Genomic DNA, 22,695 nt, shown 5'->3' on the forward strand with positions numbered 1-22,695 from the left:
AGTTACCGATGAGTCAGCCGCGGACCGTCAGTCCGACGCGCTGGAACTCCTTGAGGTCCGAGTAACCGGTCTTCGCCATCGCCCGGCGCAGCGCGCCGAACAGGTTGATCGCACCCTCGGCGTCCGACGACGGGCCGTACAGCAGCGTCCTGAGGTCGACCTCGTAGTCCGGCCCCGCGGCCACGCGCGAGCGCGGCAGCGACGGGTGCGCGGCCGCCGCCGTCCAGTACAGGCCGTTGCCCGGCGCCTCGGCGGCCGCCGCGAGCGGGGCGCCCAGCATCACCGCGTCGGCACCGCACGCGATCGCCTTGGCGATGTCGCCCGACGCCGTCATCCCGCCGTCGGCCAGGACGTGCACGTACCGGCCGCCGGTCTCGTCGAGGTAGTCCCGCCGGGCGGCCGCGGCGTCGATGATCGCGGTCGCCATCGGCACGCCGATACCCAGCACGCGGTCCGTGCTCGTGATGCCCGGGGTGTACCCGTGCCCGACGATCACGCCCGCCGCGCCCGTGCGCATCAGGTGCATGGCGGTCCGGTAGTCGGCGGTGCCGCCGGCGATCACCGGCACGTCGAGACCGCCGATGAACTCCTTGAGGTCGAGCGGGTCCGCGTCACCCGACACGTGCTCGGCCGAGATGATCGTGCCCTGCACGACGAGGATCTCCACCCCCGCCGCGATGAGGTGCGGGGTCAGCTCCGCCGCGCGCTGCGGGCTCACCCGCGCCGCGACCGTCACGCCCGACTCGCGGACCTTGCCCAGCGCCTCGGCCAGCAGCTCGGGCTGGACTGGCGCGGAGTGCAGCTCCTGCAGCACCCGGACCAGTGCCGTCGGGTCCTCGTCCTTCACCGTGTCGATGAGCCGGGCCATCGCCTGCTCGACGTTGGCGTGCCGGGCCCACAGGCCCTCGGCGTTCAGCACGCCGAGCCCGCCGAGCTCGCCGATCTCGATCGCGGTGGCCGGCGAGACGATCGCGTCCGTCGGGTGCGTGACGAGCGGCAGGTCGAACCGGTAGGCGTCGATCTGCCATGCGGTGGACACCACCGCGGACGAACGCGTCCGGCGCGACGGGACGATCTCCACGTCGTCGAGGTCGTACGCGCGCCGCGCGGTACGCCCCATGCCGATCTCGACCAGATCCCGCACCTGCGGATCCCCTCTCGTGTCTGTGCTCGCCCGTCAGCGGGCGGTGTAGTTGGGCGCCTCGACAGTCATCGTGATGTCGTGCGGGTGGCTCTCCTTGAGCCCGGCCGAGGTGATCCGCACCAGCTGCGCCTGCTGCAGGTCCGCGACCGTGTTCGCACCGGCGTAGCCCATCCCCGCGCGCAGCCCGCCGACGAGCTGGTGCACGACGTTGACGAGCGGGCCGCGGAACGGGATGCGCCCCTCGATGCCCTCCGGCACCAGCTTGTCCTCGCTCAGCACGTCGTCCTGCGCGTAGCGGTCCTTCGAGTACGACTTCCGCCCGTCCCTCGACTGCATGGCGCCGAGCGAGCCCATGCCCCGGTAGGCCTTGAACTGCTTGCCGTTGACCAGGATCAGGTCACCGGGCGACTCGGCGGTGCCCGCCAGGAGGCTGCCCAGCATGACGCTGGACGCGCCCGCGGTGATCGCCTTCGCGATGTCACCGGAGTACTGGATGCCGCCGTCGCCGATCACCGGCACACCGGCCGGGCGGCACGCCTTGTCGGCCTCGTAGATCGCGGAGATCTGCGGCACGCCGACGCCGGCGACGATGCGGGTGGTGCAGATCGAGCCCGGCCCGACGCCCACCTTCACGCCGTCGGCACCCGCGTCGACCAGCGCCTGCGCGCCCGCCCGCGTCGCGACGTTGCCGCCGACGATGTCGACGGTGTCGCCCAGCTCCTTCTTCAGCGTCGAGACCATCTCGACGACCGCGCGGGAGTGCCCGTGCGCGGTGTCGACCATCAGCACGTCCACGCCCGCGTCCGCGAGCGCCATCGCGCGCTGGTGCCCCGACGGCCCGACCCCGACGGCGGCACCGACCAGCAGGCGGCCGTCCGGGTCCTTGGTCGCGTTGGGGTACTGCTCGGTCTTGACGAAGTCCTTGACGGTGATCAGGCCACGCAGCTTGCCCGCGCCGTCCACGATCGGCAGCTTCTCGATCTTGTGCCGGCGCAGCAGCCCGAGCGCCGCGTCCGCGGTGACCCCCACCTGCGCGGTGACCAGCGGCTGCTTGGTCATCACCTCGCTCACCGGGCGGCTGTAGTCCACCTCGAACCGCATGTCGCGGTTGGTGATGATGCCCACCAGCGTGCCCGACGCGTCCGTCACGGGGACGCCGGAGATGCGGAACCGGGCACACAGGGCGTCGACCTCGGCGAGCGTGTCGTCGGGCGAGCACGTCACCGGATCGGTGACCATCCCGGCCTCGGACCGCTTCACGACCTCGACAGCGGCGGCCTGCTCGTCGATCGGGAGGTTGCGGTGCAGCACGCCCATCCCGCCCTGGCGCGCCATCGCGATGGCCATCCTGGCCTCGGTGACGGTGTCCATCGCCGCCGAGATCAGCGGGATGCGCAGGGTGATGTTGCGGGACAGCCGCGTGGTGGTGTCCACCTCGCTCGGCACGACGTCCGACTCGGCGGGCAGCAGCAGCACGTCGTCGAAGGTCAGGCCCAGCATCGCGAACTTGTCTTCCGGGTTGAACTCGCTCGTCATGGCTGGTGGCAGACCTTCCTCGGCGGATCGGAGAACTCCTTGTCGATGGTATCTGGACAGCTCCCCACCCCCGCCCGGTACCGTGCAGGCCGTGCCGCACGACGTGTTGCCCCCGGACCCGTTCGCCGACGACCCGGACGACCCCGCGAGGGATCTGGCCGAGCCCGGCGATGACCTGGTGGAACCCATGGACTCGCAGGCCCGCACCGAGCTGCTCGCGGACCTGTCGGACCTGGCTGTCTACCAGGCGCTGCTGGAGCCGCGCGGGGTGCGCGGCATCGTCGTGGACTGCGGCGAATGTGACCAACCGCATTACCACGACTGGCACCTGCTGCGCGCCAGCCTCGAACAGCTGCTCGCCGACGGCCGGATGCGGCCGCACGAGCCGGCGTTCGACCCCGACCCCGCCGACTACGTCAGCTGGGACTACTGCCGCGGGTTCGCCGACGGCGTGACCGCCACCGAAAGCGCGTACTGAGACCTCCGGAAACGGGAAGAGGCCCGGCTCCTGCGAGCCGGGCCTCTTCGCGTGCCTGGGATCAGCCGCCGCTGGGGTCGACCCCCGCGGGCTGCTGACCGCCGGTACCGGTGTCGGGCGAGGAGTCGTAGCGGATCGTCGTCCCGCCGCCGGTGTCCCCACCGGCCGACGAGGAGCTGCTCTCCGTCGTCGGCGGCGTCGAGCTCGGGGTCTCCGACGACGTCGGCGTGCTCGACGACGACGGCGGAGGCGGCACGACGGACGTGCTGCTCGGCTTGCTCGGCGGCTGCGTCGTGGACGACGCCGACGACGCGACGGACGACTGCGACGAGGACGGCGGAGGTGCCGTCGAGGTGCCGGGGTTCTGCAGCAGCTGCGTCAGCTGCTGGTGCTCCCGCATGAGCTGGGCCAGGTTGTCCTCCGCGGACACCTGGGACAGCTTCGCGGCCGCCTCGGCGAGCGCCTGCTGCGCCTCGGCGATGCGGCCCTGGGACAACGCGATGCTCGCCTGCTGCAGGTCGGTGCGGGCCGCGGAGGCGGCCTCGACCGAGCGGGCGTGGTCGGAGTACAGGACCTTCGTCAGGCCCCACAGCGCGTCCCCCGGCTGGGCGTCCCGCGCCGCTAGCCCGGTCCCGCTGAAGGCGATGGCCAGCACCGCCGCGGCCACCGCGACCGGCACCAGCACGCGCCGCTTGCGGGCCTTGTGCCCGTGCCGCTTCGCCAGCGCCGCCGTCTTGACCGTGGTCACGGCGGTTTCGGTGTCCACCAGCTCGGCGAGCGGTTCGCTGTCGATGTCACGCCGCCACGCCAGCAGCAGCGCGTTCAGCTCCTGGTCGCCGAGCCCGTCGGCCACCTTGGGATCGGAGCCGCCGAGCGCGTCCAGCAGCGCGTCGTCGGCGTGCACCGCGGACAGGTCCGCCTCGAACGCCGCTTGCGACGCGCTCATCGTCTCGTCGTCGAACGTGAACGCGCCCAGCTCGCGTCTGAGCTCGTCCCGGCTGTCGCGGTCGGTCACTCAGGCCACCTCCTCGGACGCCAGCGCCTTGCGGAGCCGCGCGAGAGCCCGGTGCTGGGCGACGCGGACGGCGCCCGGCGTGGAGTCGACCGCCTCGGCGGTCTCCTCCGCGGACAGGCCCACGACCACTCGCAGCACCACGATCTCGCGTTGTTTGTCCGGCAGCACTCGCAGCAGCTGGGCCATCCGCTCGTTCAACTCCCCCTGCAGGGCATGCTGCTCGGGACCGATGTCCCCCTCGATCTCGTCGGGGATCTCGGCCACCGGCTCGGCCCGGTTGCGGGCGGCGGCCCGATGCGCGTCGGCCACCTTGTGCTGGGCGATGCCGTAGACGAAGGCCAGGAACGGGCGTCCTTGGTCACGGTACGAAGGCAGGGCCGTGAGCACCGCGAGACACACCTCCTGAGCTACGTCGTCCGCAGAAGCGAACGAACGCTCCTGCCGGCCTACCCTGGCGCGGCAATACCGCACCACGAGAGGACGGATGGCGGCCAGCAGCCGCTCCACTGCCTGAGGATCTCCCTCGACGGCAGCGGCGACCGACTCCTCCAGTCCGTCCCCCACAGTGGCCATCGCAGACAACAGTCCCAGCGTTACGTGTAGGCGTACAAAATGACGGCGCGCGGCATCCACATCCCTCGCACCGGTGATGCCCACCGTACCGCCCGGCCCCGACATAGCTCGTGCACGGTCGCTTTCGGCGCGCCCCGAAAACCCGGAACGCGCCGACGAGCGGCTTGAAAGGTGTTCAATAATTCAACGACCAGCGAAGCCTACAACATGAAAGATGCTCGGGAAAGCACCGGTCACGAAACGAGGCCCCGACGGAACCCGTGAGCCACCGCCTGAGCGCGGTCCCGGACGCCGAGCTTGCGGAACAACCGCCGCGCGTGCGTCTTCACGGTGTCCTCCGAGAGGTACAGCTCGCGGCCGATCTGGCCGTTGCTCTTGCCCTGGCTCATCCCGCGGAGCACCTGCAGCTCGCGCTCGGTGAGCTGCACACCGGGGTCGGCGGGCTGGCGCGGCGCCGGGACCGAGGTGCTGGCGAGGGTGTGCGCGAGTGCGGCCACGAGCTCGGGGCGAGAGGCGTCCCACCTCAGGTACCCGCGAGCGCCACCGGCGATCGCCGCCGCGATGCTGCTGGCATCGTCGGGAGCGCCGAAGACGATCACGTTCGCCTGGGGATTGGCGGACACCAGCCGCCGAGTCGCCTCGACCCCGGCAGGCATCGCGCGCTGGGTGCCGACGAGGACGACGTCCACCGGCTGCCGCGAATACCTGGCCAGCAACTCGTCACCGTGCGCTACACAGTCGATGCGACTGACGCCGGGGACAGCAGACATCACGCGGGTGAGCCCTTCGCGGACACTGCGTCGGTCGTCGCAGATCAAGACCGTAGTCACGGGGTTTCCTTCCTGCAGCCGGGTGACCTTCCATATCCCCTATCGGACGCTTTAGGCCGCACCTTGACACGATCCGGTGGCTTTTTTTGGAAGATCTTCGCCCGGATGTCGGTATGGGCGCCTCGAGTGCTCCAACCGGCGTCACGCCGGCACCCATGGCGAGTCACGCGCCAGCCGCCTCCCGTCCGGATCAGTTCGTAGTAACACAGCGTGCAGTACCGCGTCGACCCTGGATCGATCCCGTGCAGGCACATCCGCGCCGTGCTCCGCGGCGAGCAGCCCGGCGGGCCAACTCAGGGAGCGTAGTGCGAATTCCTCCGACACGCCGAGGGCTTCGACCACGAGGTGCAGCGCTCGTTCCCGTTCTCCCGTCGCGCCGAGCGCCGCGGCCAGGACGAGCTGCGACTTCGTGACGTGCCGGAGCGCGCCCGCGGTGGTGGCGAGCGCCAGCGCCGCCTCGGCCGGCGCAACCGCTTCGGCCGCCCGGCCGGACGCCAGCTCGATCTCGGCCGTGACCCAGCCCAGCCGCACCTCCGACCGCCAGCCGCACGGCCGCACCCTGGCCAGCAGCCGCCTGGCGACGGGCAGCCTGCCCACACCGAGGTTGTCGGCGGCCAGCCCGAGCAGCGCGTCCGCCCTCGCCCCGTCGGCGTCGAGCCCGTCCGGATCGGGCTCCCCCGCCACTCCGGCGACGAGCCTGAGCGCGGCGCCGTCGAACGCGAAGGCCGCCTGGTGCCCACCCAGCTGCCGCCGGTGCGAGGCGAAGGTGGACAACGCCAGAGAAGAAAGGACGGGATCAGGGCCGCGGCCGAGCGCGCGGAGCAACGTCGCGGCGGCCGCGTACCGGCCCTGGGCACCGAGCACGATCGCGCACAGCAGCTCCGCGCGCGGCGATCCGGGCACGCCCGGCGGCAGCACCGGGGCGTCACCGAACGCGGCGCGGCGCAGCTCCTCGACGTCCACGCCGGAAGACCCTAGCGACCCAGTAGGACATATTCGATGCGCTCGGCGGCCGTACGCAGGTCGGGCAGCAACTCGACCTGCTCGGGCAGGGGCGTCTGGGCCCACCCCGGGCCCCACGCGAACACCCGGCTGCGCTGCCGTCCCCGCGCGACGCGGGGGAACAGCCGCCCGTCGGCGACGGTGCTGCGCTGGGCACGCAGCACCACGGCGGCGGGCGAACTGCGCCGGACGGCGACGGCGAGCACGTCCGCGGGCGGCGGGGTGCCGAACAGCTGGCTGGCGATCCCGCGCTCGGCGAGGCACGCGGCCAGCGCGTACAGCGGCAGGTTCGTCCGCTCGTCGGGAACGCCGCTCAGCAGGACGGGGCGGGAGTTCCGGGGCGAACCGAGCACAGGTGTTGCCCGGATCAGCGCGCCGAGGACGGCCTCGGCGAGCAGGTACTCCCCCTCCACCCCGGCGTGGTTGCCCGCCCAGCCGGCACCGAAGGCGCTGAGCACGGGCTCGATGACGTTCTCCCACGCGACCAGCACGCCGGCGCTCGCGATCGCGTCCGCCAGCAGCCGCTGCGTCGCCGCCCCGTCCATGGCGAGCGCGGCCGTCCGCAACCGCCGCGCCACCGACCGGTCGGGCTCGGCGCGGGCGGGTTGCACGGCCGCCGCTGGTGCGTCCTCGACCGACGCCTCCCTGGCGAACCGCGCTGCCTCGGCGGTGGAGGCGCCCCGCAGCAGCGCGCGCTGCATCAGTTCGAGGCGGCGGATGTCGGCGGGACCGTAGCGGCGGTGCTTGCCGCCGGTGTGCCTGCTCGGGCCGAGCCCGTAGCGGCGGTCCCAGGTCCGCAGGGTGGCCGGCGCGACGCCGAGGCGACGGGCCACCGCGGCGACCGGCATCGTCGGCTCTGTCTCCCCTGCGTGGTCCATTCGTTCCAATATCAGGGAGGCATGGCTACCCAGCAACTCGGAACTTATGCGCCCTGACCTGCGACCGAACCCATTCTCACGCTAGCGGGGGATATCCAATGGATGAATCCGATCTTTTCCCTTGAACAACTATTGGCGCGCTTCTAACGTTACCGCCGTTGCACCGAATGGAGTAGTCGGAGTGCGACACCGAGGGGATCCGACCGAAACAGCGGAGGCGGTGACGATGGCAGACACGCGGAGGCTTCCAGGCCCGAACGCCGATATCTGGGACTGGCAGCTGGAGGGGTCCTGCCGAGGGATGGACAGCGCGGCTTTCTTCCACCCCGACGGGGAGCGGGGGCCTGCCAGGGCCCGGCGGGAAGCCAGGGCGAAGGCGATTTGCCAGACCTGTCCGGTCCTGCGGATGTGCCGCGAGCACGCGCTGGCCGTGCACGAACCGTACGGGATCTGGGGTGGGCTTTCCGAGTCCGAACGGGAGAGCATCCTCAGGAACGACAAGCGGCAGTTCAGTCTTTCCGGCCAGTGAGGGGGAGTGAAAAAGGGCGGCACCCGACGGGGTGCCGCCCTTTTTCGCGCCGCGATTTCCGGTGCACGCGCGTGCACTGTTTCCGGAGCGTGAGCAGAAAAAGGGGCGGTTTACCCGATCGGGTAAACCGCCCCTTCCCGGTACTTCCGTCTCAGTGGGCGTGCCCGTGACCGTGCCCGGTCGCGGACTCGTCCTCCTCGGCGGGCTTGTCCACCACGGAGCTCTCCGTCGTGAGCACGAGCCGGGCGATCGACGCGGCGTTGGCCACCGCGGAGCGGGTGACCTTGACCGGGTCGACGATGCCGGCGGCGAGCAGGTCGGTGATCTCGCCGGTGGCGGCGTTGAGGCCGTGGCCCCAGCCCTGCTCCTGCACCTTGGACACCGTGACGGCGCCCTCGAGGCCGGCGTTGGTGGCGATCCAGAACAGCGGCGCGGTGAGCGCGTCGCGGACGATCTTCACGCCGGTCGCCTCGTCACCGGACAGCCCGAGGTCGTCCAGCTCCTTGACCGCGTGCACCAGCGCCGAGCCACCGCCGGGCACGATGCCCTCCTCGACGGCCGCCTTGGTCGAAGCCACGGCGTCCTCGATGCGGTGCTTGCGCTCGTTCAGCTCGGTCTCGGTGGCCGCACCGACCTTGACGACGGCGACGCCGCCACCCAGCTTGGCCAGCCGCTCCTGCAGCTTCTCGCGGTCCCAGTCGGAGTCGGTGGTCTCGATCTCCTTGCGGATCTGGGCGATCCGCGCGTCGATGTCGGCCTTGGTGCCCGCCCCGTCCACGATGGTCGTGGTGTCCTTGGTGACCTCGATGCGGCGGGCCGAGCCCAGCGCGTCGAGCCCGACCTCGGACAGCTTCATGCCGAGCTCGGAGGACACGACCTGGGCACCGGTGACGACGCCGAGGTCGTCCAGGAACGCCTTGCGGCGGTCACCGAAGAACGGCGCCTTCACCGCGACCGCGCTGATGGTCTTGCGCAGCGAGTTGACCACCAGCGTGGACAGGGCCTCGCCCTCGACGTCCTCGGCGATGATCAGCAGCGGGCGCTTGGCCTCGACGACCTTCTCCAGCACCGGCAGCAGGTCCGCGAGCGCGGAGATCTTCTCGCGGTGCAGCAGCACGAGGGCGTTCTCCAGGATCGCCCGCTGCTCCTCGGGGTTGGTCGCGAAGTGGGCCGAGATGTAGCCCTTGTCGAACTGCACGCCCTCGGTGATCTCGAGCGTGGTGGCCAGCGTGGAGGACTCCTCCACGGTGATCACGCCGTCCTCGCCGACCTTCTCCACGGCCTCGCCCAGCAGGGCGCCGATCGTGGCGTCCCGCGAGGTGACCGTGCCGACCTGCGCGATGTTGTCGCGGCCCTTGACCGGGGTCGCCTTGCTCTTGAGCACCTCGACGACCTTCTCGGCCGCCTTCTCGATGCCCCGGCCGAGCGCCGTCGGGTTCGCGCCCGCGGCGACGTTGCGCAGGCCCACGCGCACCAGGGACTGCGCCAGCACGGTGGCCGTGGTGGTGCCGTCGCCGGCGACGTCGTTGGTCTTGGTCGCCACGTTCTTCGCGAGCTGCGCGCCCAGGTTCTCGAACGGGTCTTCCAGCTCGATCTCGCGCGCGACGGTGACGCCGTCGAGCGTGATGGTCGGGCCGCCGAACTTCTTGTCGAGCACGACGTGCCGCCCACGCGGGCCAAGGGTGACCTTGACGGCGTCGGCCAGCTTGTTCACCCCGCGCTCGAGCGCTCGACGAGCGTCCTCGTCGAAGTTGATCTGCTTAGGCATGTGGGTCCTCTCTAGACCGCAGAACGCCCCGGCCCCCGGCTTGGTGCGGGGCCCGGGGCGTTCGACGCTTGAGCCGGTGTCAGTTGACGACGGCCAGCACGTCGCGAGCGGACAGGATCAGGTAGTCCTCACCGTTGTACTTGACCTCGGTGCCGCCGTACTTCGAGTAGATGACCACGTCGCCGACGTTGACATCCACCGGAATGCGGTTGCCCTTGTCGTCCACGCGGCCCGGGCCCACGGCCAGGACCTTGCCCTCCTGGGGCTTCTCCTTAGCGGTGTCGGGGATGACGAGACCGGAAGCCGTCGTCTCCTCGGCCTCGCTCGTCTGGACAACGATCTTGTCCTCGAGCGGTTTGATGTTCACGCTCACCGGGTTGACCTCCACGGGTCGTCGAAAGCGTTGGCAGGTACTTACTGTCTTGGCGCCTACCACCCCCGCCGTCGCGGGTGCCGGGGCGTGTGCGGTGCCGTGCAATTAGCACTCTAGCCACGCGAGTGCTAGACGCGCAAGGAGGGTGCGCTCCGCCTCCCCATAATGCCCTGAAGTGGGCATACTCGGTCGAAGTCCCGGAGGTGACGTGAGAGTCCTCGACGAACACACCGGCCTGGTGTACGCGCCCGTGGCGCAGGTGCGCACGACCCTGCTCGACGCGGTCGAAGCGACCTTCGCGAACGCCCCCGTCCCGCTCCGCGTCGACGTGAACCGCGAGCAGGGCTGGGTCGAGGCACGCGGGCAGTGGTGGTGGTGCGGCAGGTTCGAGGTCGGCGAGGACCCGGTGGGCGCGCGGGTGGTGCACCGCACGTACAACCTCGCGCGTGGGTTGTCCGGCTGGCTCGCGCCCTACACGGTCGGCCGGGGACACCGGAAGAACGGCCGGGACGCGCTGGCGAAAGCGCTCGAAGACGTGGGGCGGCGGCTGTCGTGCCGGACCGAGCTGCTGTGAGTGACGGAGTCGTCACTCGTTGGGCGGTTCCAGGTCACCCGGGCCGCTGCCTACCTTGAAACGCGGCCCGGGTCGGACCCGAAGGGATGGTGTTCTCCACATGAGTGGATGCAACTGCTGCAGCTCGTGCTCCGGTTCGTCGTGCGGTTGCTGCGGCAAGTGCTGACCGGCTGCTGAGCCCGGAGGAGCCCCTGGCCCACCCACTCGGGCCGGGGGCTTCTTTCACACCGTCAGCACGATCTTCCCGCGCACGCGCCCGGTCTCGCTGAGTTCGTGCGCCTTCGCCGCGTCGGCCAGCGGCAGCACCCGCGCCACGTGCACCCGCACCCGGCCCGCCTCGACCAGTCCGGCGAACGGCAGGGCCGCCGCGTGCACGTGGTCGAGACTCGGCGGCTTCGCGGCCAGCGCGGTGCTCGAGACGCTGGGGAACAAGTGGACGCTCCTCGTGCTGAGTTCGCTGCGCGGCGCCGGGGAACCGATGCGGTTCAACCAGCTGCGCCTGCTGGAACGCGACGGGCTGGTGCGCAGGGACGTCTACCCCACCGTGCCGCCACGGGTCGAGTAGTCGGTCACCGCGCTGGGCACGGAGATCGGCGACCTGTGCACGATGCTCGGCAGCTGGGCGGAGGCGAGGACCGCCGACATCCTCGCCGCGCGGCGGGAATTCGGCGAACGTCCCGAACCCGGCCCTCTCGACTGAACCAACGGGCACGATTCGCCGAAAGACTCTGCCCGACCACGCGCGTGGTGTGTAGGTTTCTCGCGTCGTCCGCACGCGAGGAGATTTCATGGACCCCTTCAGCCGTCGCACCGTGCTCCGGGCCGCAGCCGCCGGGACCGCCGGGCTCGCGGCCGCCGCTCCCGGGACCGCCGGGGCCGACGTCGCCGCCGACCAGGCGCGCCAGCGGGCGTTCGCCGCGGCCGCCGCGGAGTTCGGAGTGCCGGAGCAGGTCCTGCTCGGTGTCTCGTACCTGCAGTCCCGCTGGGAGTCCCACGGCGGCTCGCCCAGCACGGGCGCCGGGTTCGGGCCGATGCACCTCACCGACGTCCGCACCGTCGCCGCCGGCGGCAGCCACCACGACAAGGGCACCGAGGACCCCCGCGGCGACCTCGCCCGAGCCGTGCTGCGTCCCGTCGAGCCGCAGCACGCGACGCCCGTCCCGGCGCTGCAGACGGTCGACCTCGCCGCCGAGCTGACCGGCGAGCACCCGGAGGCCCTGCGCACGGACGCCACGCAGAACATCCGCGGCGGCGCCGCGGTGCTCGCGCACTACCAACGCGAACTCGGCGTCCGCAGCACGAACCCGGCGGACTGGTACGGCGCCGTCGCCCGGTACAGCGGCGCGACCGACTCCGACGCGGCGGCGTTCTTCGCCGACGAGGTCTTCCGCACGATCAGCGGCGGCGCGAGCCGGGTCACCGGCGACGGGCAGTCCGTCCGGCTCGCCGCCACCAAGGTCTCCCCCGCCCGCGGCCAGCTCCGCTCGCTCGAGCTGCCGGCGTGCGCGCGCGGCGACGTCGAGGCGCCCTCGGACGTGTCGGCGGAGTGGATCCCGGCGCCCTACCAGCAGACCGGCTCCGGCGCGGGCGACTACGGCAACTACGACAAGGCCGAACGCCCGCAGAGCCAGCAGATCACGCACATCGTCATCCACGACACCGAGTGCACCTACGACGCGGCGCTGGGCCTGGTGCAGGACCCGACGTACCTCGGCTGGCACTACACGCTGCGCTCCACGGACGGGCACATCGCGCAGCACATCCTGACCAAGGACGTGGGCTGGCACGCGGGGAACTGGTACGTCAACGCGAAGTCCATCGGCGTCGAGCACGAGGGCTTCGCCGCGCAGGGCACCTGGTACACCGAGGCGGTGTACCGGACGTCGGCGAAACTGGTGCGCTACCTCGCCGACAAGTACCGCATCCCGCTGGACCGGCAGCACATCCTCGGGCACGACAACGTCCCCGGCACGCTGCCGTCCACGGTCGCCGGGATGCACTGGGACCCGGGCCCCTACTGGGACTGGAGCCACTACTTCGACCTGCTCGGCGCTCCCCTGCGCAGCTGGGCGCGGCAGAGCACCGGGCTGGTGACGATCCGGCCGGACTTCGCCACCAACCAGCCCGGCTTCACCGGCTGCGACAGCGCGGGCGCGGCCTGCACGCTGCGGGGGTCCTCGGCGGTCATCCTGCGCACCGAACCGCGGGACGACGCCCCGCTGCTGCCGGATCCGGGACTGCACCCCGGCGGCTCGGCGTCGACGATGGACGTCTCGGACGTGGGCAGCCGGGCTTCGGCCGGGCAGCAGTACGCGGTCGCCGAGGTGCGTGGCGAGTGGACGGCGATCTGGTTCCTGGGTCAGAAGGGGTGGTTCCGCAGCGCGGCGGCGGTGCCCGCGCTGGGGCAGGTGGTGACGCCGAAGCCGGGGCTGGCGAGCGTGCCCGTGTACGGGCGGGCGTACCCGGAGGCGTCCGCGTACCCGGCGAACATCACGCCGCAGGAGCTGACGCCGCTGCAGTACACGTTCGCGGCGGGGCAGAAGTACGCCGCCGGGCCGGTGCTGCCGTCGGAGTACTACTGGTCGACGACGTTCGACCCGGCCACGCACGTGGTGGTGCGCGGGGAGACGAACTACGTGCAGATCCAGTTCGGGCACCGGGTCGCGTACGTCAAGACCGAGGACGTCGTGATCCAGCGCCCCTGAGTTGTCCACAGGACCCCAGTTGTCCACAGGCGGGCGGATCGGCACTTCCGCGCCGGTCCGCCCGCGTGGGACCGTCTAAGGCATGCAGGGGAACTCAGACCGAGACGATGTTGACAGGCAGCGCCGGGTTCGCGGAGATGTCCAAACTGGACTGACCGACTCCGGCGGCCACCACGTGCGCGCCGAGCGCGGCGATCATCGCGCCGTTGTCGGTGCACAGCCGCGGCCGCGGCACGCGCAGCTCGATACCGGCGGCCTCGCAGCGTTCGCGCGCGAGTCCGGACAGGCGGGAGTTGGCCGCGACCCCACCGGAGATCACCAGCGTGCCGATGCCCGACTCCTTCGCCGCACGCACCGCCTTGGCCGTCAGCACGTCGGCCACGGCCTCCTGGAAAGACGCCGCGACGTCGTTGACCGGGATCTCCTCGCCGCGGCGCTCTGCGCCCTCGACCCACCGGGCGACGGCGGTCTTCAACCCGGAGAACGAGAAGTCGAACTTCGCGTCCCTCGGCCCGGTCATGCCGCGCGGGAACGCGATGGCCTCCGGGTTGCCCTCCTTGGCGGCCTTGTCGATGGGCGGGCCGCCGGGGTAGGGCAGGCCGAGCACGCGGGCCACCTTGTCGTAGGCCTCGCCCGCGGCGTCGTCCACAGTGGAGCCGAGTTCGGTGATGCTCGTGGCGATGTCGTCCACCCGCAGCAGCTGGGTGTGCCCGCCGGAGACCAGCAGCGCCAGGCACGGTTTCGGCAAGGGGCCGTGCTGGAGCGTGTCGACGGCGATGTGCCCCGCGAGGTGGTTCACGCCGTAGAGCGGCACGCCGAGCGCGGCCGAGTAGGCCTTGGCCGCGGAGACCCCGACGAGCAGCGCGCCCGCGAGCCCCGGTCCCGCGGTGACGGCGATCGCGTCCACATCGGACAGCTTGAGGTCGGCCTTCTCGAACGCGCGGTTGGCGGTGGGCACCATCGCTTCGAGGTGGGCGCGGCTGGCCACCTCGGGGACGACGCCGCCGAAGCGCGCGTGCTGGTCGACGCTGGAGGCCACCTCGTCGGCCAGCAGCTCGACCGTGCCGTCGTCGTGCAACCGGACCAGGCCGACGCCGGTCTCGTCGCAGGAACTCTCGATGCCCATGATGATCCGGGACATCAGCCGACCTCCTGTGCGGAACGGGCGGGGCGCTTCATGGTGTAGGCGTCGGCGCCCGAGGGTTGGTAGTAGCGCTTGCGCAGGCCGATGCGGGTGAACCCGTGCCGGGTGTACAGCTCGACCGCGCGGTCGTTGTCAGTGCGGACCTCGAGGAAGACGGGTGCGCGCAGCTCGTCGGCCTTGGCCAGCAGGGCACGCAGGAGTGCGGTCCCGATGCCCTGGCCCTGATACGCCTCGTCGACGCCGATGGTGTGCACGCTGGACTCGAAGTCGCCGGGACGGCCGACGGTGGCGAGCCCGGCGTACCCGACCAGCTCGTCGTCGTCGTTGTACGCCCCGAGGTAGTAGCCGCCGGCGTCGAGCTCGGAGTGGAAGGCGCGGGCGCTCCAGGGGTCGTCACCGGCGAACAGCTGCCGCTCGATCTCGACGCACCGCGGGATGTCCTTGCGCCGCAGCGGGGCGATCTTCACGCCACCACCCGCTTCCCGGCCCCGGCCGTCCCGCCGGTACCCGCGACAGCCAGGCGTCGCACGCCCGGCTCCACGGAAGGAGCATCCACGACACACGACCGAACATCGAGCCCAGCCCCGACCTCAGGCGCCACCGCAGCCAGCGACCGCACCCCCGGCTCACCGCCGCCGACGCCAACCCGGCCCGCCGAAGGCCGCACCCCAGCGAAAGGAGCAACCAGCCTCACGCCATCACCCGCTTCCGCGCGCCGGGCTCCGCGCCGCCCGCAGCCAGGCACCGCACCCCCGGCTCACCGCCGCCGACGCCAACCCGGCCCGCCGAAGGCCGCACCCCAGCGAAAGGAGCAACCAGCCTCACGCCATCACCCGCTTCCGCGCGCCGGGCTCCGTCGCGTCCGGGCGGCGCAGGTACAGCGGCGTCAGCGGGGCCGGCTCGGCGTCGAACGCCGGGCGCGCCGCGGCGACGAGACCGGCGACGGTCGGGTAGCGCGGGTCGATGGTCCGGACGGCGAGCTTCTCGGCGTAGAGCAGGGCGCCGTCACCCGCGGCGACGGACAGCCCGAGCGGCTCCGGAGCCTGCACGTGGGGGCCGTCGGTGCGGTTGCCGTCGGCGTCGTACGCCGCCCAGTAGACCTCGCGGCGCCGGGCGTCCGTGACGGCGAGGAAGGGCTCACCCGCCTGTGCCGTTGCGGCGATCGCGTCGAGGCTGCACACCGGGTACGCGTTCACGCCGAGGCCGTGGGCGAGCGCGGCCGCGGTGGCCATGCCCGCGCGCAGACCGGTGAACGGGCCGGGGCCGACCCCGCAGACGATCGCGTCCACCTGGCGCAGCGTGACACCGGCCTCGCGGGCGGCGTCGAGCACGTGCGGGGTGATCAGTTCCCCGTGCGCGCGGGGGTTGATCGTGACGCGCTCGGCGAGCACGGAGACGTCGGCGCCCGCCAGCGTCGCCAGTCCGGCGGTGACCGCAGGCGTCGAGGTGTCGATGGCGAGTACCAGCACGGTGTACCAGGGTATGCCCTCCGTGCTTGACAGCGGACGCTGGGCGGCCGCAAAGTGGTTCAGCCACTTAGCCAATTTCTTCGCGAGGAGGCCCGAGGGTGCCCGAACCGATTTTCCCGGCGCTGGTGACACGACCGGAGAAGGAAGCGCTGCGCTTCGGCGACGTCGCCCTCGGCTACGCGGAGCTGGCGGAGGTCGCCGGAACGCTCGCCCGCGAGCTGCGCGACGCCGCGCCGGTTCGGGTGGCGGTGTGGGCGACGCCCACGATCCACACGAGCGTGGCCGTGGTCGCCGCCCTTCTCGCCGGGGTGCCCGCGGTGCCGGTGAACCCGAAGATCGGCGAGCGGGAGCTGGGGCACATCGTGTCCGACAGCGCACCATCCCTCGTGCTGGCCGAGGCGGGCGCCGCGCTGCCGCCCGCGCTCGACACGCTGCCCCGCAAGGACGTAACGCTCACGGGCGTGCCGGGCGAGCTGCCGGAGGAACCGGACGCGGAGGCGCCGGCGCTGATCGTCTACACCTCGGGCACCACCGGGCCGCCGAAGGGCGTCGTGCTGCCGCGCCGGGCCATCACCTCCACCCTCGACGCGCTGGAGGACGCCTGGCAGTGGACCGCCGACGACGTGCTCGTGCACGGTCTGCCGCTGTTCCACGTGCACGGCCTGATCCTCGGCATCCTCGGCCCCCTGCGCAGGGGCGGCAGCGTGCGGCACCTGGGGCGGTTCTCGGTCGAGGGCGCGGCTCGTGAACTCGCGAACGGCGCCACGATGCTGTTCGGCGTGCCGACGATGTACCACCGCATCGCGGGTGAGGTCGCCGACAAACCCGAGCTGGCGAAGGCGTTCGGGCAGGCCCGGTTGCTCGTCTCGGGGTCGGCGGCGTTGCCCGTGCACGACCACCAGCGCATCACCGCCGCCACCGGGCAACAGGTCGTCGAGCGGTACGGGATGAGCGAAACTCTGATGAACACCAGCGTGCGCGCCGACGGCGAGCGCAAACCGGGCACGGTCGGCGTGCCGTTGCGCGGCGTCGAGGTGCGGCTGGTCGACGAAACCGGCGCGGTGCTCGACGTGTACGACGGCGAGACCGTCGGCGAGATCCAGGTGCGCGGGCCGAACCTGTTCACCGAGTACCTGAACCGCCCCGACGCCACCGCCGAGGTGTTCACCAGTGGGGGCACCCCCGCCAGTGAGGGCGTAGCCGGCGGGGGAGGCTGGTTCCGCACCGGCGACATGGCGACCCGGGACGCCGACGGCTACCTGCGGATCGTCGGCCGCAAGGCCACCGACCTGATCAAGAGCGGCGGCTACAAGATCGGCGCGGGCGAGATCGAGAACGCACTGCTGGAACACCCCGGCGTCGCGGAGGCCGCGGTGACGGGCGAGCCGGATCCGGATCTCGGCGAACGGATCGTGGCGTGGATCGTGCCGTCCGGGCAGCCGCCCGCCGAGCAGGAACTGGTCGACCACGTCGCGAGGCTGTTGTCGCCGCACAAACGGCCGCGGGTGGTGCGTTTCCTCGACGCGCTGCCCCGCAACGAGATGGGCAAGGTGATGAAGCGGGCGCTGGATGCGTGAACTGATCGAGTCGATCTGCACGGGCTTCACGGAGTTCGACGCGGCACCGTGGGAGTCCGATGTGGACGGTCCGATCGGCTGGCCGGGTTACGGCGAAGCACGCCGTCGCGCCGAGGAGCGCACCGGTGAGCGGGAGTCGGTGGTCTGCGGTTCGGGCAAGATCGGCGACGTCGAGGCGACGTTGCTCGTCTTCGAGTTCGGGTTCCTGGGCGGTTCGGTGGGACGGCGGACCGGGGACCGGATCGAGGCGGCGTTCCGGCGGGCGCGGGAGCTGCGGACGCCCGTGGTGTCGCTGATCGCGACCGGTGGCAGCCGGATGCAGGAGGGCATGGCGGCGCTGTCGCAACTGCAGCGCATCGCGCGCGAAGCGGCGTTGACGCGGGCGGCGGGGCTTCCGCAGGTGTCGGTGCTGCGCGACCCCACGACCGGCGGCGGCTGGGCGACGCTCGGCGCGGGAGCGGACGTGGTGCTGGCGTTGCGCGGTGCGCAGGTCGGCTTCGCGGGCTCACGGGTGCGACCACCCGGTGACGACGCCGCGTACACGGCCGAGTCGCAGCTGGCGCACGGGCACGTCGACCGCATCGTCGAAGACCTGCCCGCCGAGCTGGGCCGGTGGCTGAGCCTGCTGACCCGGCCCGCGCACGGCGCCCCCGAACCACCTCGGCATCCGCACGGAACTCCGCTACCCGAGACCGGCTGGGACGCGGTCCGAGCGGCCCGCGCGCCCGGGCGTCCCCACGCGGAGGCCTACCTGGACGAGTATTTCGACTGGCGCGAGAACATCAGCGGTGACCGTTGCGGTGGCGTCGACCCCGGTGTCCTTTGTGGATTCGGCTCGCGAGGCGGGCGAACCATCGCGTACGCGGCGCAGTGCGGCACACCGACATCGCCCGCGGGCTTCCGGACGGCGGCGCGGCTGATCCGGCTGGCCGGCCGGCTGGGCATCCCGGTCCTGACGCTGGTGGACACCCCCGGCGCGGCGAACGACGGAGCGGCCGAACGAGCGGGCGCGGGCCCGGCGATCGCGGAAACCTTCGCGGCGATCGCGTCGGCGTCCATCCCGGTGACGACGCTCGTCATCGGCGAGGGCGGTTCGGGCGGGGCGCTGGCGTTCGCCGCCCCAGGCCACACTTGGGTGACGGCGGACAGCTACTTCTCGGTCACGTCACCGGAAGCCGCCGCCGCGATCCTGAAACGCCCACCGGAGGAAGTCCCCGCAACCGCCGACCAGCTCCGCCTGCGCCCGCAGGACCTCGTCGCGCTGGGCCTGGCACAGGGCATCGTCTGACCGGGCACACCCGCGCGGCCTCACCGCACTCGGCCTGGCACAGGAGATTATCTGACCCCGCGCCTGCGGCAGCCCCGTCTGCGCGAGGTAGCCCGGCACGTACTGGTCGACCTTCGTCCCCGCGAACAGTGGTCGAAAGCGACCGCTGACCCCCGACTTTCGTCAGGGGTGCAGCAGCACCTTCCCGCCGACGGTGTGCAGCGCCTCCTCCGCCTGTTCCAGCGGGAACTCGTGCGTGATCAACGGTGCCGGGTCCAGCAGACCGGCCGCGAAGGCGCGCACGGCGTGGGTCCACGCCGCCGACGACGCACCGAAGACCGTGTGCACCGTGACCGCCGAGGCCACCAGGTCCGCGGGGGCGATGGGCGACGTCTCCGTCCCCGCCAGACCCGTGAGCACCGTCCGGCCACCGCGCCGGGTCAGCCGTACCGCCAGTGCACCCGTTCCGGGGGCGCCGGCCGCTTCGACGACCGCGTCGAACGGGGCGAGCTCCTCGTCCGGCGGCACCACGACCGCACCCCAGCGCCGCGCCAGCTCGGCCCGGTCCGCACGCGGGTCGACGACCACCAGCTCCGCCGGGCCGCTCGCCGCCAGCAACTGCGTCGCCAGCATGCCGAGCGTCCCGCCGCCGACGACCGCCACCCGTTCGCCGGGGACGACCGCCGCCTTCAGCGTCGCCGCCGCCATGCACGCCGCCGGTTCCAGCAACGCCGCCGCACGCAGGTCCGCGCCCTCGGGCAGCTCGTGCAGCAGCCGGGCCGGCAGCCGCAGCTCGTCCGACCAGGCGCCCGGCTGCGTGAAGCCCGTCTCGTCGTACGCGGCCTCACACAGGTTCGTGTCCCCCCGGCGGCAGGACGCGCACCGCCCGCAGTTGCGGAAACCCTCGCCCACCACCGGTTTCCCGAGCAGCGACTCGTCCGTGCCCGGACCCAGCTCGACGACCGTGCCCGACCACTCGTGCCCCGGCGTCACCGGATAACGCACGTAGCCCTCGGCGCGCGTGCCCGCGAACACCTCGCGGTCGGACCCGCAGATCCCCGACCACGCGACCCGCACGACCGCCTCGCCGTACCCGGGCGCCTGCGGCTCGGTCCGCTGCACGCGCAGCTCACCCGGCCGCTCCAACACCACCGCGCGGCTCATATCCGCTCTTTCCACGCGCCGTGCGGCTCCAGCGTCGCCACGCGGACGTCGTCCTCGCGGCGTTCCAGCCGGACCACCAGGTAGTCCGCCGACAGCCGCTCCGCAGAGCCTTCGCCCCACTCGACGACGACCGCCGACGCCTCCAGGTCCGTGTCCAGGTCGAGGTCGTCGAGCTGCGCGAGGTCGCCGCCCAGCCGGTACGCGTCCACGTGCACCAGCGGCACACCGCGCGCACCCGCCGGGTGCACCCGCGCGAGCACGAACGTCGGCGAGCTGACCCGCCCCGACACCCCGAGCCCGGCCGCGATGCCCCTGGTCAGCACCGTCTTCCCGGCACCGAGCGGCCCCGCGAGCAGCACCAGGTCACCGGCCCGCAGCTGCCGTCCCAGCCGCTCGCCGAAGGCCACCGTGTCCTGCTCCGCAGGCAGTTCGACTACTTGTTCAGCCATCGCCACACCCGTCGTGAGGAACTCATGTCATCCACTCCAGCACACTTCTGCAGCAGGTCGATCAGGTGGCTGTTCACCAGCTCGGGTTGTTCCAGCTGCACCATGTGGCCCGCCCCGCGCACGCGCGCCAGCTCCGCGTCCGGCAGCTCCGCCGCGATGCGTTCCGCGTGCGAGTAGGGCGTGAACCGGTCCGCGTCCCCGCCCAGCACCAGCACGTGCGCGTGTTTCAGCCCCGCCAGCGCCGCGTACCGGTTGTGGCTGCCGAGCGTGTCGACGAAGTTCGCCAGCCCCCGCACCGGCGTCACGGCCAGCATCTCCAACAGGAAGTCCACGACCTCCGACGGCACGTCACGCGACCCGAAAGCCAGTCGCCGCAACGCCGGACGTGTCAGCTGCCCGCCCGCGGCCCGCACGAACTCCACCAGCCCGGGCTGCCAGCCCGCCAGCTCGCCGACCCCGCGTGTCAGCGGGTTGTACTTCGACAGCAGGCTCCGCGGCAACCCGCGGCTGCCGACCTCCCCCGCCGCCGTGGCGAGGAACGCGACCCCGCACACCCGATCCTCGAACAACCCGGGGTTCTGCTGGGCCAGCTCCATCACCACCATGCCGCCCATCGAATGCCCCAGCAGCACGATGGGCCCCTCGGGCACGGCCGCCCGCAGCACCGCGTCGAGGTCCCGCGCCAGCTGCTCGATCGTGCTCGTGTCGGCGTCCGCGGCGCCCGACAACCCGTGGCCGCGGTGGTCGTAGTACACCTGCCGCACGCGGGGCAGCGTCAGCGAAGCCAGCGCTCGCCGCTGGAAGTACCAGCTTCGCTGCGACAACGCGAAACCGTGCACGCCCACCACGGTCAGCTCCGGCTCACCGCCGGAAGCGTCCACTTCGGACACCGCCAGCGGCGTGCCGTCGTCGGCGGCGACGGTGAACACGCGGTCGGCCTCCAGCTCGCCCAGCCGCTCGTCGTCCCGGACGGGAGCCCGGCGTGCCGCCACCGCGATCGCGGCGGCCGCGGTGCCGGTCAGGAGCGCGGCAGCGCCACCGGCGACCGCATACAGGCGCCGGGAAGGCCTCATCGCTACTCCCCCTCGTACCGCCGGCGCACTCGCGGGCGGTACATACCGGTGACGATCTCGTAGTCGATCGTGCCGATCGTGTCCGCCCACTCCCGCGCGGTCGGCTCGCCCGCCACGCCGGCGCCGAACAGCACCACCTCGGCACCGGCCTCCGGCTCGTCGTCGCCGCAGTCCACGACCAGCTGGTCCATGCAGACGCGCCCGGCGACGGGCCGCCGCCGCCCGCCCAGCCACACGTCCATGCGGCCGGACAGCGTGCGCGGGACGCCGTCGGCGTACCCGGCGGGCACGAGCGCCAGCGTCGTGTCCCGCTCCGCCGTCCACGTCTGCCCGTACGAGACGGATTCGCCGGCGGAGATCCGCTTCGTCAGCACCACCTGCGAGCGGAACGTCATGGCAGGGCGCAGATCTTCCTGCTGTGGCACGGGGTTGAGCCCGTAGATCGCGATCCCCGGGCGCACGAGGTCGAAGTGCAGGTCCGGCCTGGTGAGCGTGGCGGCGGAGTTCGCCAGGTGCCGCAACGGGTTCAGCCCGGCCTCGCGGGCCACGTCGTAGGCCTCCTGGAACCGCTGCGCCTGCAGGTCGATCGACGGGTGCCCCGGTTCGTCCGCGCACGCGAGGTGGGACCAGATGGCGACGACCTCGATGTCCGGCTCGGCCGCGGCGGCCTTCACCAGCGCGGGCCACGCGTACGCGGGCGCGCCGCTGCGGGACAGGCCGGTGTCGATCTTCAGGTGGACCCGGGCGCGCTTGCCCGCTCGCTGCGCGGCGTCCACGATCCGGGCCAGCTCCTCGCCGGAGCTGGCGGACAGGTCGATGTCCGCGGCGACGCCGGGCTCGAAATCCGTGCCGGGCACGTCGAGCCAGGTGAACACCGGCGCGGTGATCCCCGCTTCCCGCAGGGCCAGGCCCTCGGCGAGCGAGCACGCGCCCAGCCACGTGGCGCCCGCCTCCAGCGCCGCCTTCGCGACCGGGACGGCACCGTGGCCGTAGCCGTCGGCCTTGACCACGGCCATCGTCGCGGCACCGGCCGCCCGCTCGGCGAGCAGGCGGACGTTGTGGCGGATCGCGGCGAGGTCGACCACGACCTCGGTGCGCGGCAGTTCGGGGCTCATCGGCTTCGAGTTTCCCACAGAACGCGCGACAG

Annotated in this window: 24 protein-coding genes; 7 read left to right on the plus strand and 17 right to left on the minus strand. The window is 72.2% G+C overall.

Annotated elements, in window-relative coordinates; all coding sequences use genetic code 11:
* Positions 1-13 precede the first annotated feature (13 nt).
* Together ABFX51_RS25155 and guaB are read right to left on the minus strand one after the other, a co-directional pair.
* The gene (locus ABFX51_RS25155) at positions 14-1,144 is read right to left on the minus strand and encodes a GuaB3 family IMP dehydrogenase-related protein (protein WP_346055095.1); all 1,131 of its coding nucleotides are present in this window, start codon (positions 1,142-1,144) and stop codon (positions 14-16) included.
* A 33-nt stretch (positions 1,145-1,177) separates the two neighbouring features.
* The gene (gene guaB, locus ABFX51_RS25160) at positions 1,178-2,680 is read right to left on the minus strand and encodes an IMP dehydrogenase (RefSeq protein ID WP_091504962.1); all 1,503 of its coding nucleotides are present in this window, start codon (positions 2,678-2,680) and stop codon (positions 1,178-1,180) included.
* Positions 2,681-2,762: 82 nt separating this feature from the next.
* Between guaB and ABFX51_RS25165 the strand changes: the two genes are divergently transcribed.
* On the plus strand, positions 2,763-3,158 hold the full coding sequence (locus tag ABFX51_RS25165; protein ID WP_177228575.1) for a DUF5319 domain-containing protein: 396 nt from the start codon (positions 2,763-2,765) through the stop codon (positions 3,156-3,158).
* 61 nt (positions 3,159-3,219) lie between these two features.
* Here the strand turns inward: ABFX51_RS25165 and ABFX51_RS25170 are convergent, their stop codons facing one another.
* From ABFX51_RS25170 to ABFX51_RS25190, 5 genes are all read right to left on the minus strand, one after another.
* Positions 3,220-4,173 carry an anti-sigma-D factor RsdA gene (locus ABFX51_RS25170; protein ID WP_346055096.1) on the minus strand — a complete coding sequence of 318 codons (954 nt, stop codon included), beginning with the start codon at positions 4,171-4,173 and terminating at the stop codon, positions 3,220-3,222.
* Positions 4,174-4,746 carry a sigma-70 family RNA polymerase sigma factor gene (locus tag ABFX51_RS25175; protein ID WP_346055097.1) on the minus strand — a complete coding sequence of 191 codons (573 nt, stop codon included), beginning with the start codon at positions 4,744-4,746 and terminating at the stop codon, positions 4,174-4,176.
* Between the two features lie 233 nt (positions 4,747-4,979).
* Positions 4,980-5,576, minus strand: a complete 597-nt coding sequence (locus ABFX51_RS25180; RefSeq protein WP_027940930.1) for a response regulator transcription factor — start codon at positions 5,574-5,576, stop codon at positions 4,980-4,982.
* A 141-nt stretch (positions 5,577-5,717) separates the two neighbouring features.
* A complete protein-coding gene (locus tag ABFX51_RS25185) occupies positions 5,718-6,539 on the minus strand; it encodes a hypothetical protein (RefSeq protein WP_346055098.1) in 822 nt (273 codons plus the stop codon).
* 11 nt (positions 6,540-6,550) lie between these two features.
* Positions 6,551-7,456, minus strand: coding sequence for a MerR family transcriptional regulator (locus ABFX51_RS25190; protein WP_245782948.1), 906 nt, complete (start codon positions 7,454-7,456; stop codon positions 6,551-6,553).
* A gap of 226 nt (positions 7,457-7,682) precedes the next feature.
* Between ABFX51_RS25190 and ABFX51_RS25195 the strand changes: the two genes are divergently transcribed.
* The gene (locus tag ABFX51_RS25195) at positions 7,683-7,985 is read left to right on the plus strand and encodes a WhiB family transcriptional regulator (protein ID WP_091505205.1); all 303 of its coding nucleotides are present in this window, start codon (positions 7,683-7,685) and stop codon (positions 7,983-7,985) included.
* A 151-nt stretch (positions 7,986-8,136) separates the two neighbouring features.
* Here ABFX51_RS25195 and groL read toward each other — a convergent pair whose 3' ends face one another.
* Both groL and groES read right to left on the minus strand, forming a co-directional pair.
* Positions 8,137-9,753 (minus strand): chaperonin GroEL, encoded by a 1,617-nt coding sequence (gene groL / locus ABFX51_RS25200; RefSeq protein WP_091504966.1) that lies wholly within the window; start codon positions 9,751-9,753, stop codon positions 8,137-8,139.
* A 79-nt stretch (positions 9,754-9,832) separates the two neighbouring features.
* The gene (gene groES, locus ABFX51_RS25205; protein ID WP_026153773.1) at positions 9,833-10,126 is read right to left on the minus strand and encodes a co-chaperone GroES; all 294 of its coding nucleotides are present in this window, start codon (positions 10,124-10,126) and stop codon (positions 9,833-9,835) included.
* Positions 10,127-10,334: 208 nt separating this feature from the next.
* On the opposite strand from groES, the gene ABFX51_RS25210 reads away from it, so the two are divergent.
* Positions 10,335-10,700: a hypothetical protein gene (locus tag ABFX51_RS25210; protein WP_091504967.1), complete on the plus strand. Its 366-nt coding sequence runs from the start codon at positions 10,335-10,337 to the stop codon at positions 10,698-10,700.
* Positions 10,701-10,922: 222 nt separating this feature from the next.
* Here the strand turns inward: ABFX51_RS25210 and ABFX51_RS39680 are convergent, their stop codons facing one another.
* A complete protein-coding gene (locus ABFX51_RS39680) occupies positions 10,923-11,132 on the minus strand; it encodes a zinc-binding dehydrogenase (RefSeq protein WP_143249815.1) in 210 nt (69 codons plus the stop codon).
* A gap of 13 nt (positions 11,133-11,145) precedes the next feature.
* Between ABFX51_RS39680 and ABFX51_RS25220 the strand changes: the two genes are divergently transcribed.
* Positions 11,146-11,265, plus strand: coding sequence for a winged helix-turn-helix transcriptional regulator (locus tag ABFX51_RS25220; RefSeq protein WP_245782949.1), 120 nt, complete (start codon positions 11,146-11,148; stop codon positions 11,263-11,265).
* Between the two features lie 223 nt (positions 11,266-11,488).
* Entirely contained in the window at positions 11,489-13,405 is a 1,917-nt protein-coding gene (locus tag ABFX51_RS25225) for an N-acetylmuramoyl-L-alanine amidase (RefSeq protein WP_091504968.1), read from the plus strand.
* A gap of 94 nt (positions 13,406-13,499) precedes the next feature.
* On the opposite strand, the gene tsaD is transcribed toward ABFX51_RS25225, so the two are convergent.
* From tsaD to tsaB, 3 genes are all read right to left on the minus strand, one after another.
* Positions 13,500-14,546 carry a tRNA (adenosine(37)-N6)-threonylcarbamoyltransferase complex transferase subunit TsaD gene (tsaD, locus tag ABFX51_RS25230; protein ID WP_091504969.1) on the minus strand — a complete coding sequence of 349 codons (1,047 nt, stop codon included), beginning with the start codon at positions 14,544-14,546 and terminating at the stop codon, positions 13,500-13,502.
* Positions 14,546-15,016 (minus strand): ribosomal protein S18-alanine N-acetyltransferase, encoded by a 471-nt coding sequence (gene rimI, locus ABFX51_RS25235; RefSeq protein ID WP_091504970.1) that lies wholly within the window; start codon positions 15,014-15,016, stop codon positions 14,546-14,548. Before rimI ends, tsaD begins: the two co-directional genes overlap by 1 nt.
* A 354-nt stretch (positions 15,017-15,370) precedes the next feature.
* Positions 15,371-16,018: a tRNA (adenosine(37)-N6)-threonylcarbamoyltransferase complex dimerization subunit type 1 TsaB gene (gene tsaB / locus ABFX51_RS25240; protein ID WP_091504971.1), complete on the minus strand. Its 648-nt coding sequence runs from the start codon at positions 16,016-16,018 to the stop codon at positions 15,371-15,373.
* A gap of 98 nt (positions 16,019-16,116) precedes the next feature.
* On the opposite strand from tsaB, the gene ABFX51_RS25245 reads away from it, so the two are divergent.
* Together ABFX51_RS25245 and ABFX51_RS25250 are read left to right on the plus strand one after the other, a co-directional pair.
* Positions 16,117-17,595 carry an acyl-CoA synthetase gene (locus ABFX51_RS25245; protein WP_091504972.1) on the plus strand — a complete coding sequence of 493 codons (1,479 nt, stop codon included), beginning with the start codon at positions 16,117-16,119 and terminating at the stop codon, positions 17,593-17,595.
* Entirely contained in the window at positions 17,588-18,883 is a 1,296-nt protein-coding gene (locus ABFX51_RS25250) for a carboxyl transferase domain-containing protein (protein ID WP_091504973.1), read from the plus strand. Before ABFX51_RS25245 ends, ABFX51_RS25250 begins: the two co-directional genes overlap by 8 nt.
* Positions 18,884-19,045: 162 nt before the next feature.
* Here the strand turns inward: ABFX51_RS25250 and ABFX51_RS25255 are convergent, their stop codons facing one another.
* The 4 genes from ABFX51_RS25255 to alr are packed head-to-tail and all read right to left on the minus strand — an operon-like array spanning position 19,046 to position 22,663.
* A complete protein-coding gene (locus ABFX51_RS25255) occupies positions 19,046-20,026 on the minus strand; it encodes a zinc-dependent alcohol dehydrogenase (protein WP_091504974.1) in 981 nt (326 codons plus the stop codon).
* Complete coding sequence (gene tsaE / locus ABFX51_RS25260; RefSeq protein ID WP_346055099.1) at positions 20,023-20,475, minus strand: tRNA (adenosine(37)-N6)-threonylcarbamoyltransferase complex ATPase subunit type 1 TsaE; 453 nt, start codon at positions 20,473-20,475, stop codon at positions 20,023-20,025. The genes ABFX51_RS25255 and tsaE overlap by 4 nt, the downstream gene beginning before the upstream one ends.
* Positions 20,460-21,548 carry an alpha/beta fold hydrolase gene (locus ABFX51_RS25265; RefSeq protein ID WP_177228577.1) on the minus strand — a complete coding sequence of 363 codons (1,089 nt, stop codon included), beginning with the start codon at positions 21,546-21,548 and terminating at the stop codon, positions 20,460-20,462. Before ABFX51_RS25265 ends, tsaE begins: the two co-directional genes overlap by 16 nt.
* A 2-nt stretch (positions 21,549-21,550) precedes the next feature.
* On the minus strand, positions 21,551-22,663 hold the full coding sequence (alr, locus tag ABFX51_RS25270) for an alanine racemase (protein ID WP_346055100.1): 1,113 nt from the start codon (positions 22,661-22,663) through the stop codon (positions 21,551-21,553).
* Between the last annotated feature and the right edge of the window lie 32 nt (positions 22,664-22,695).

The sequence above is a fragment of the Amycolatopsis dongchuanensis genome, assembly GCF_039542405.1.
Classification (GTDB): Bacteria; Actinomycetota; Actinomycetes; order Mycobacteriales; family Pseudonocardiaceae; genus Amycolatopsis_E; species Amycolatopsis_E sacchari.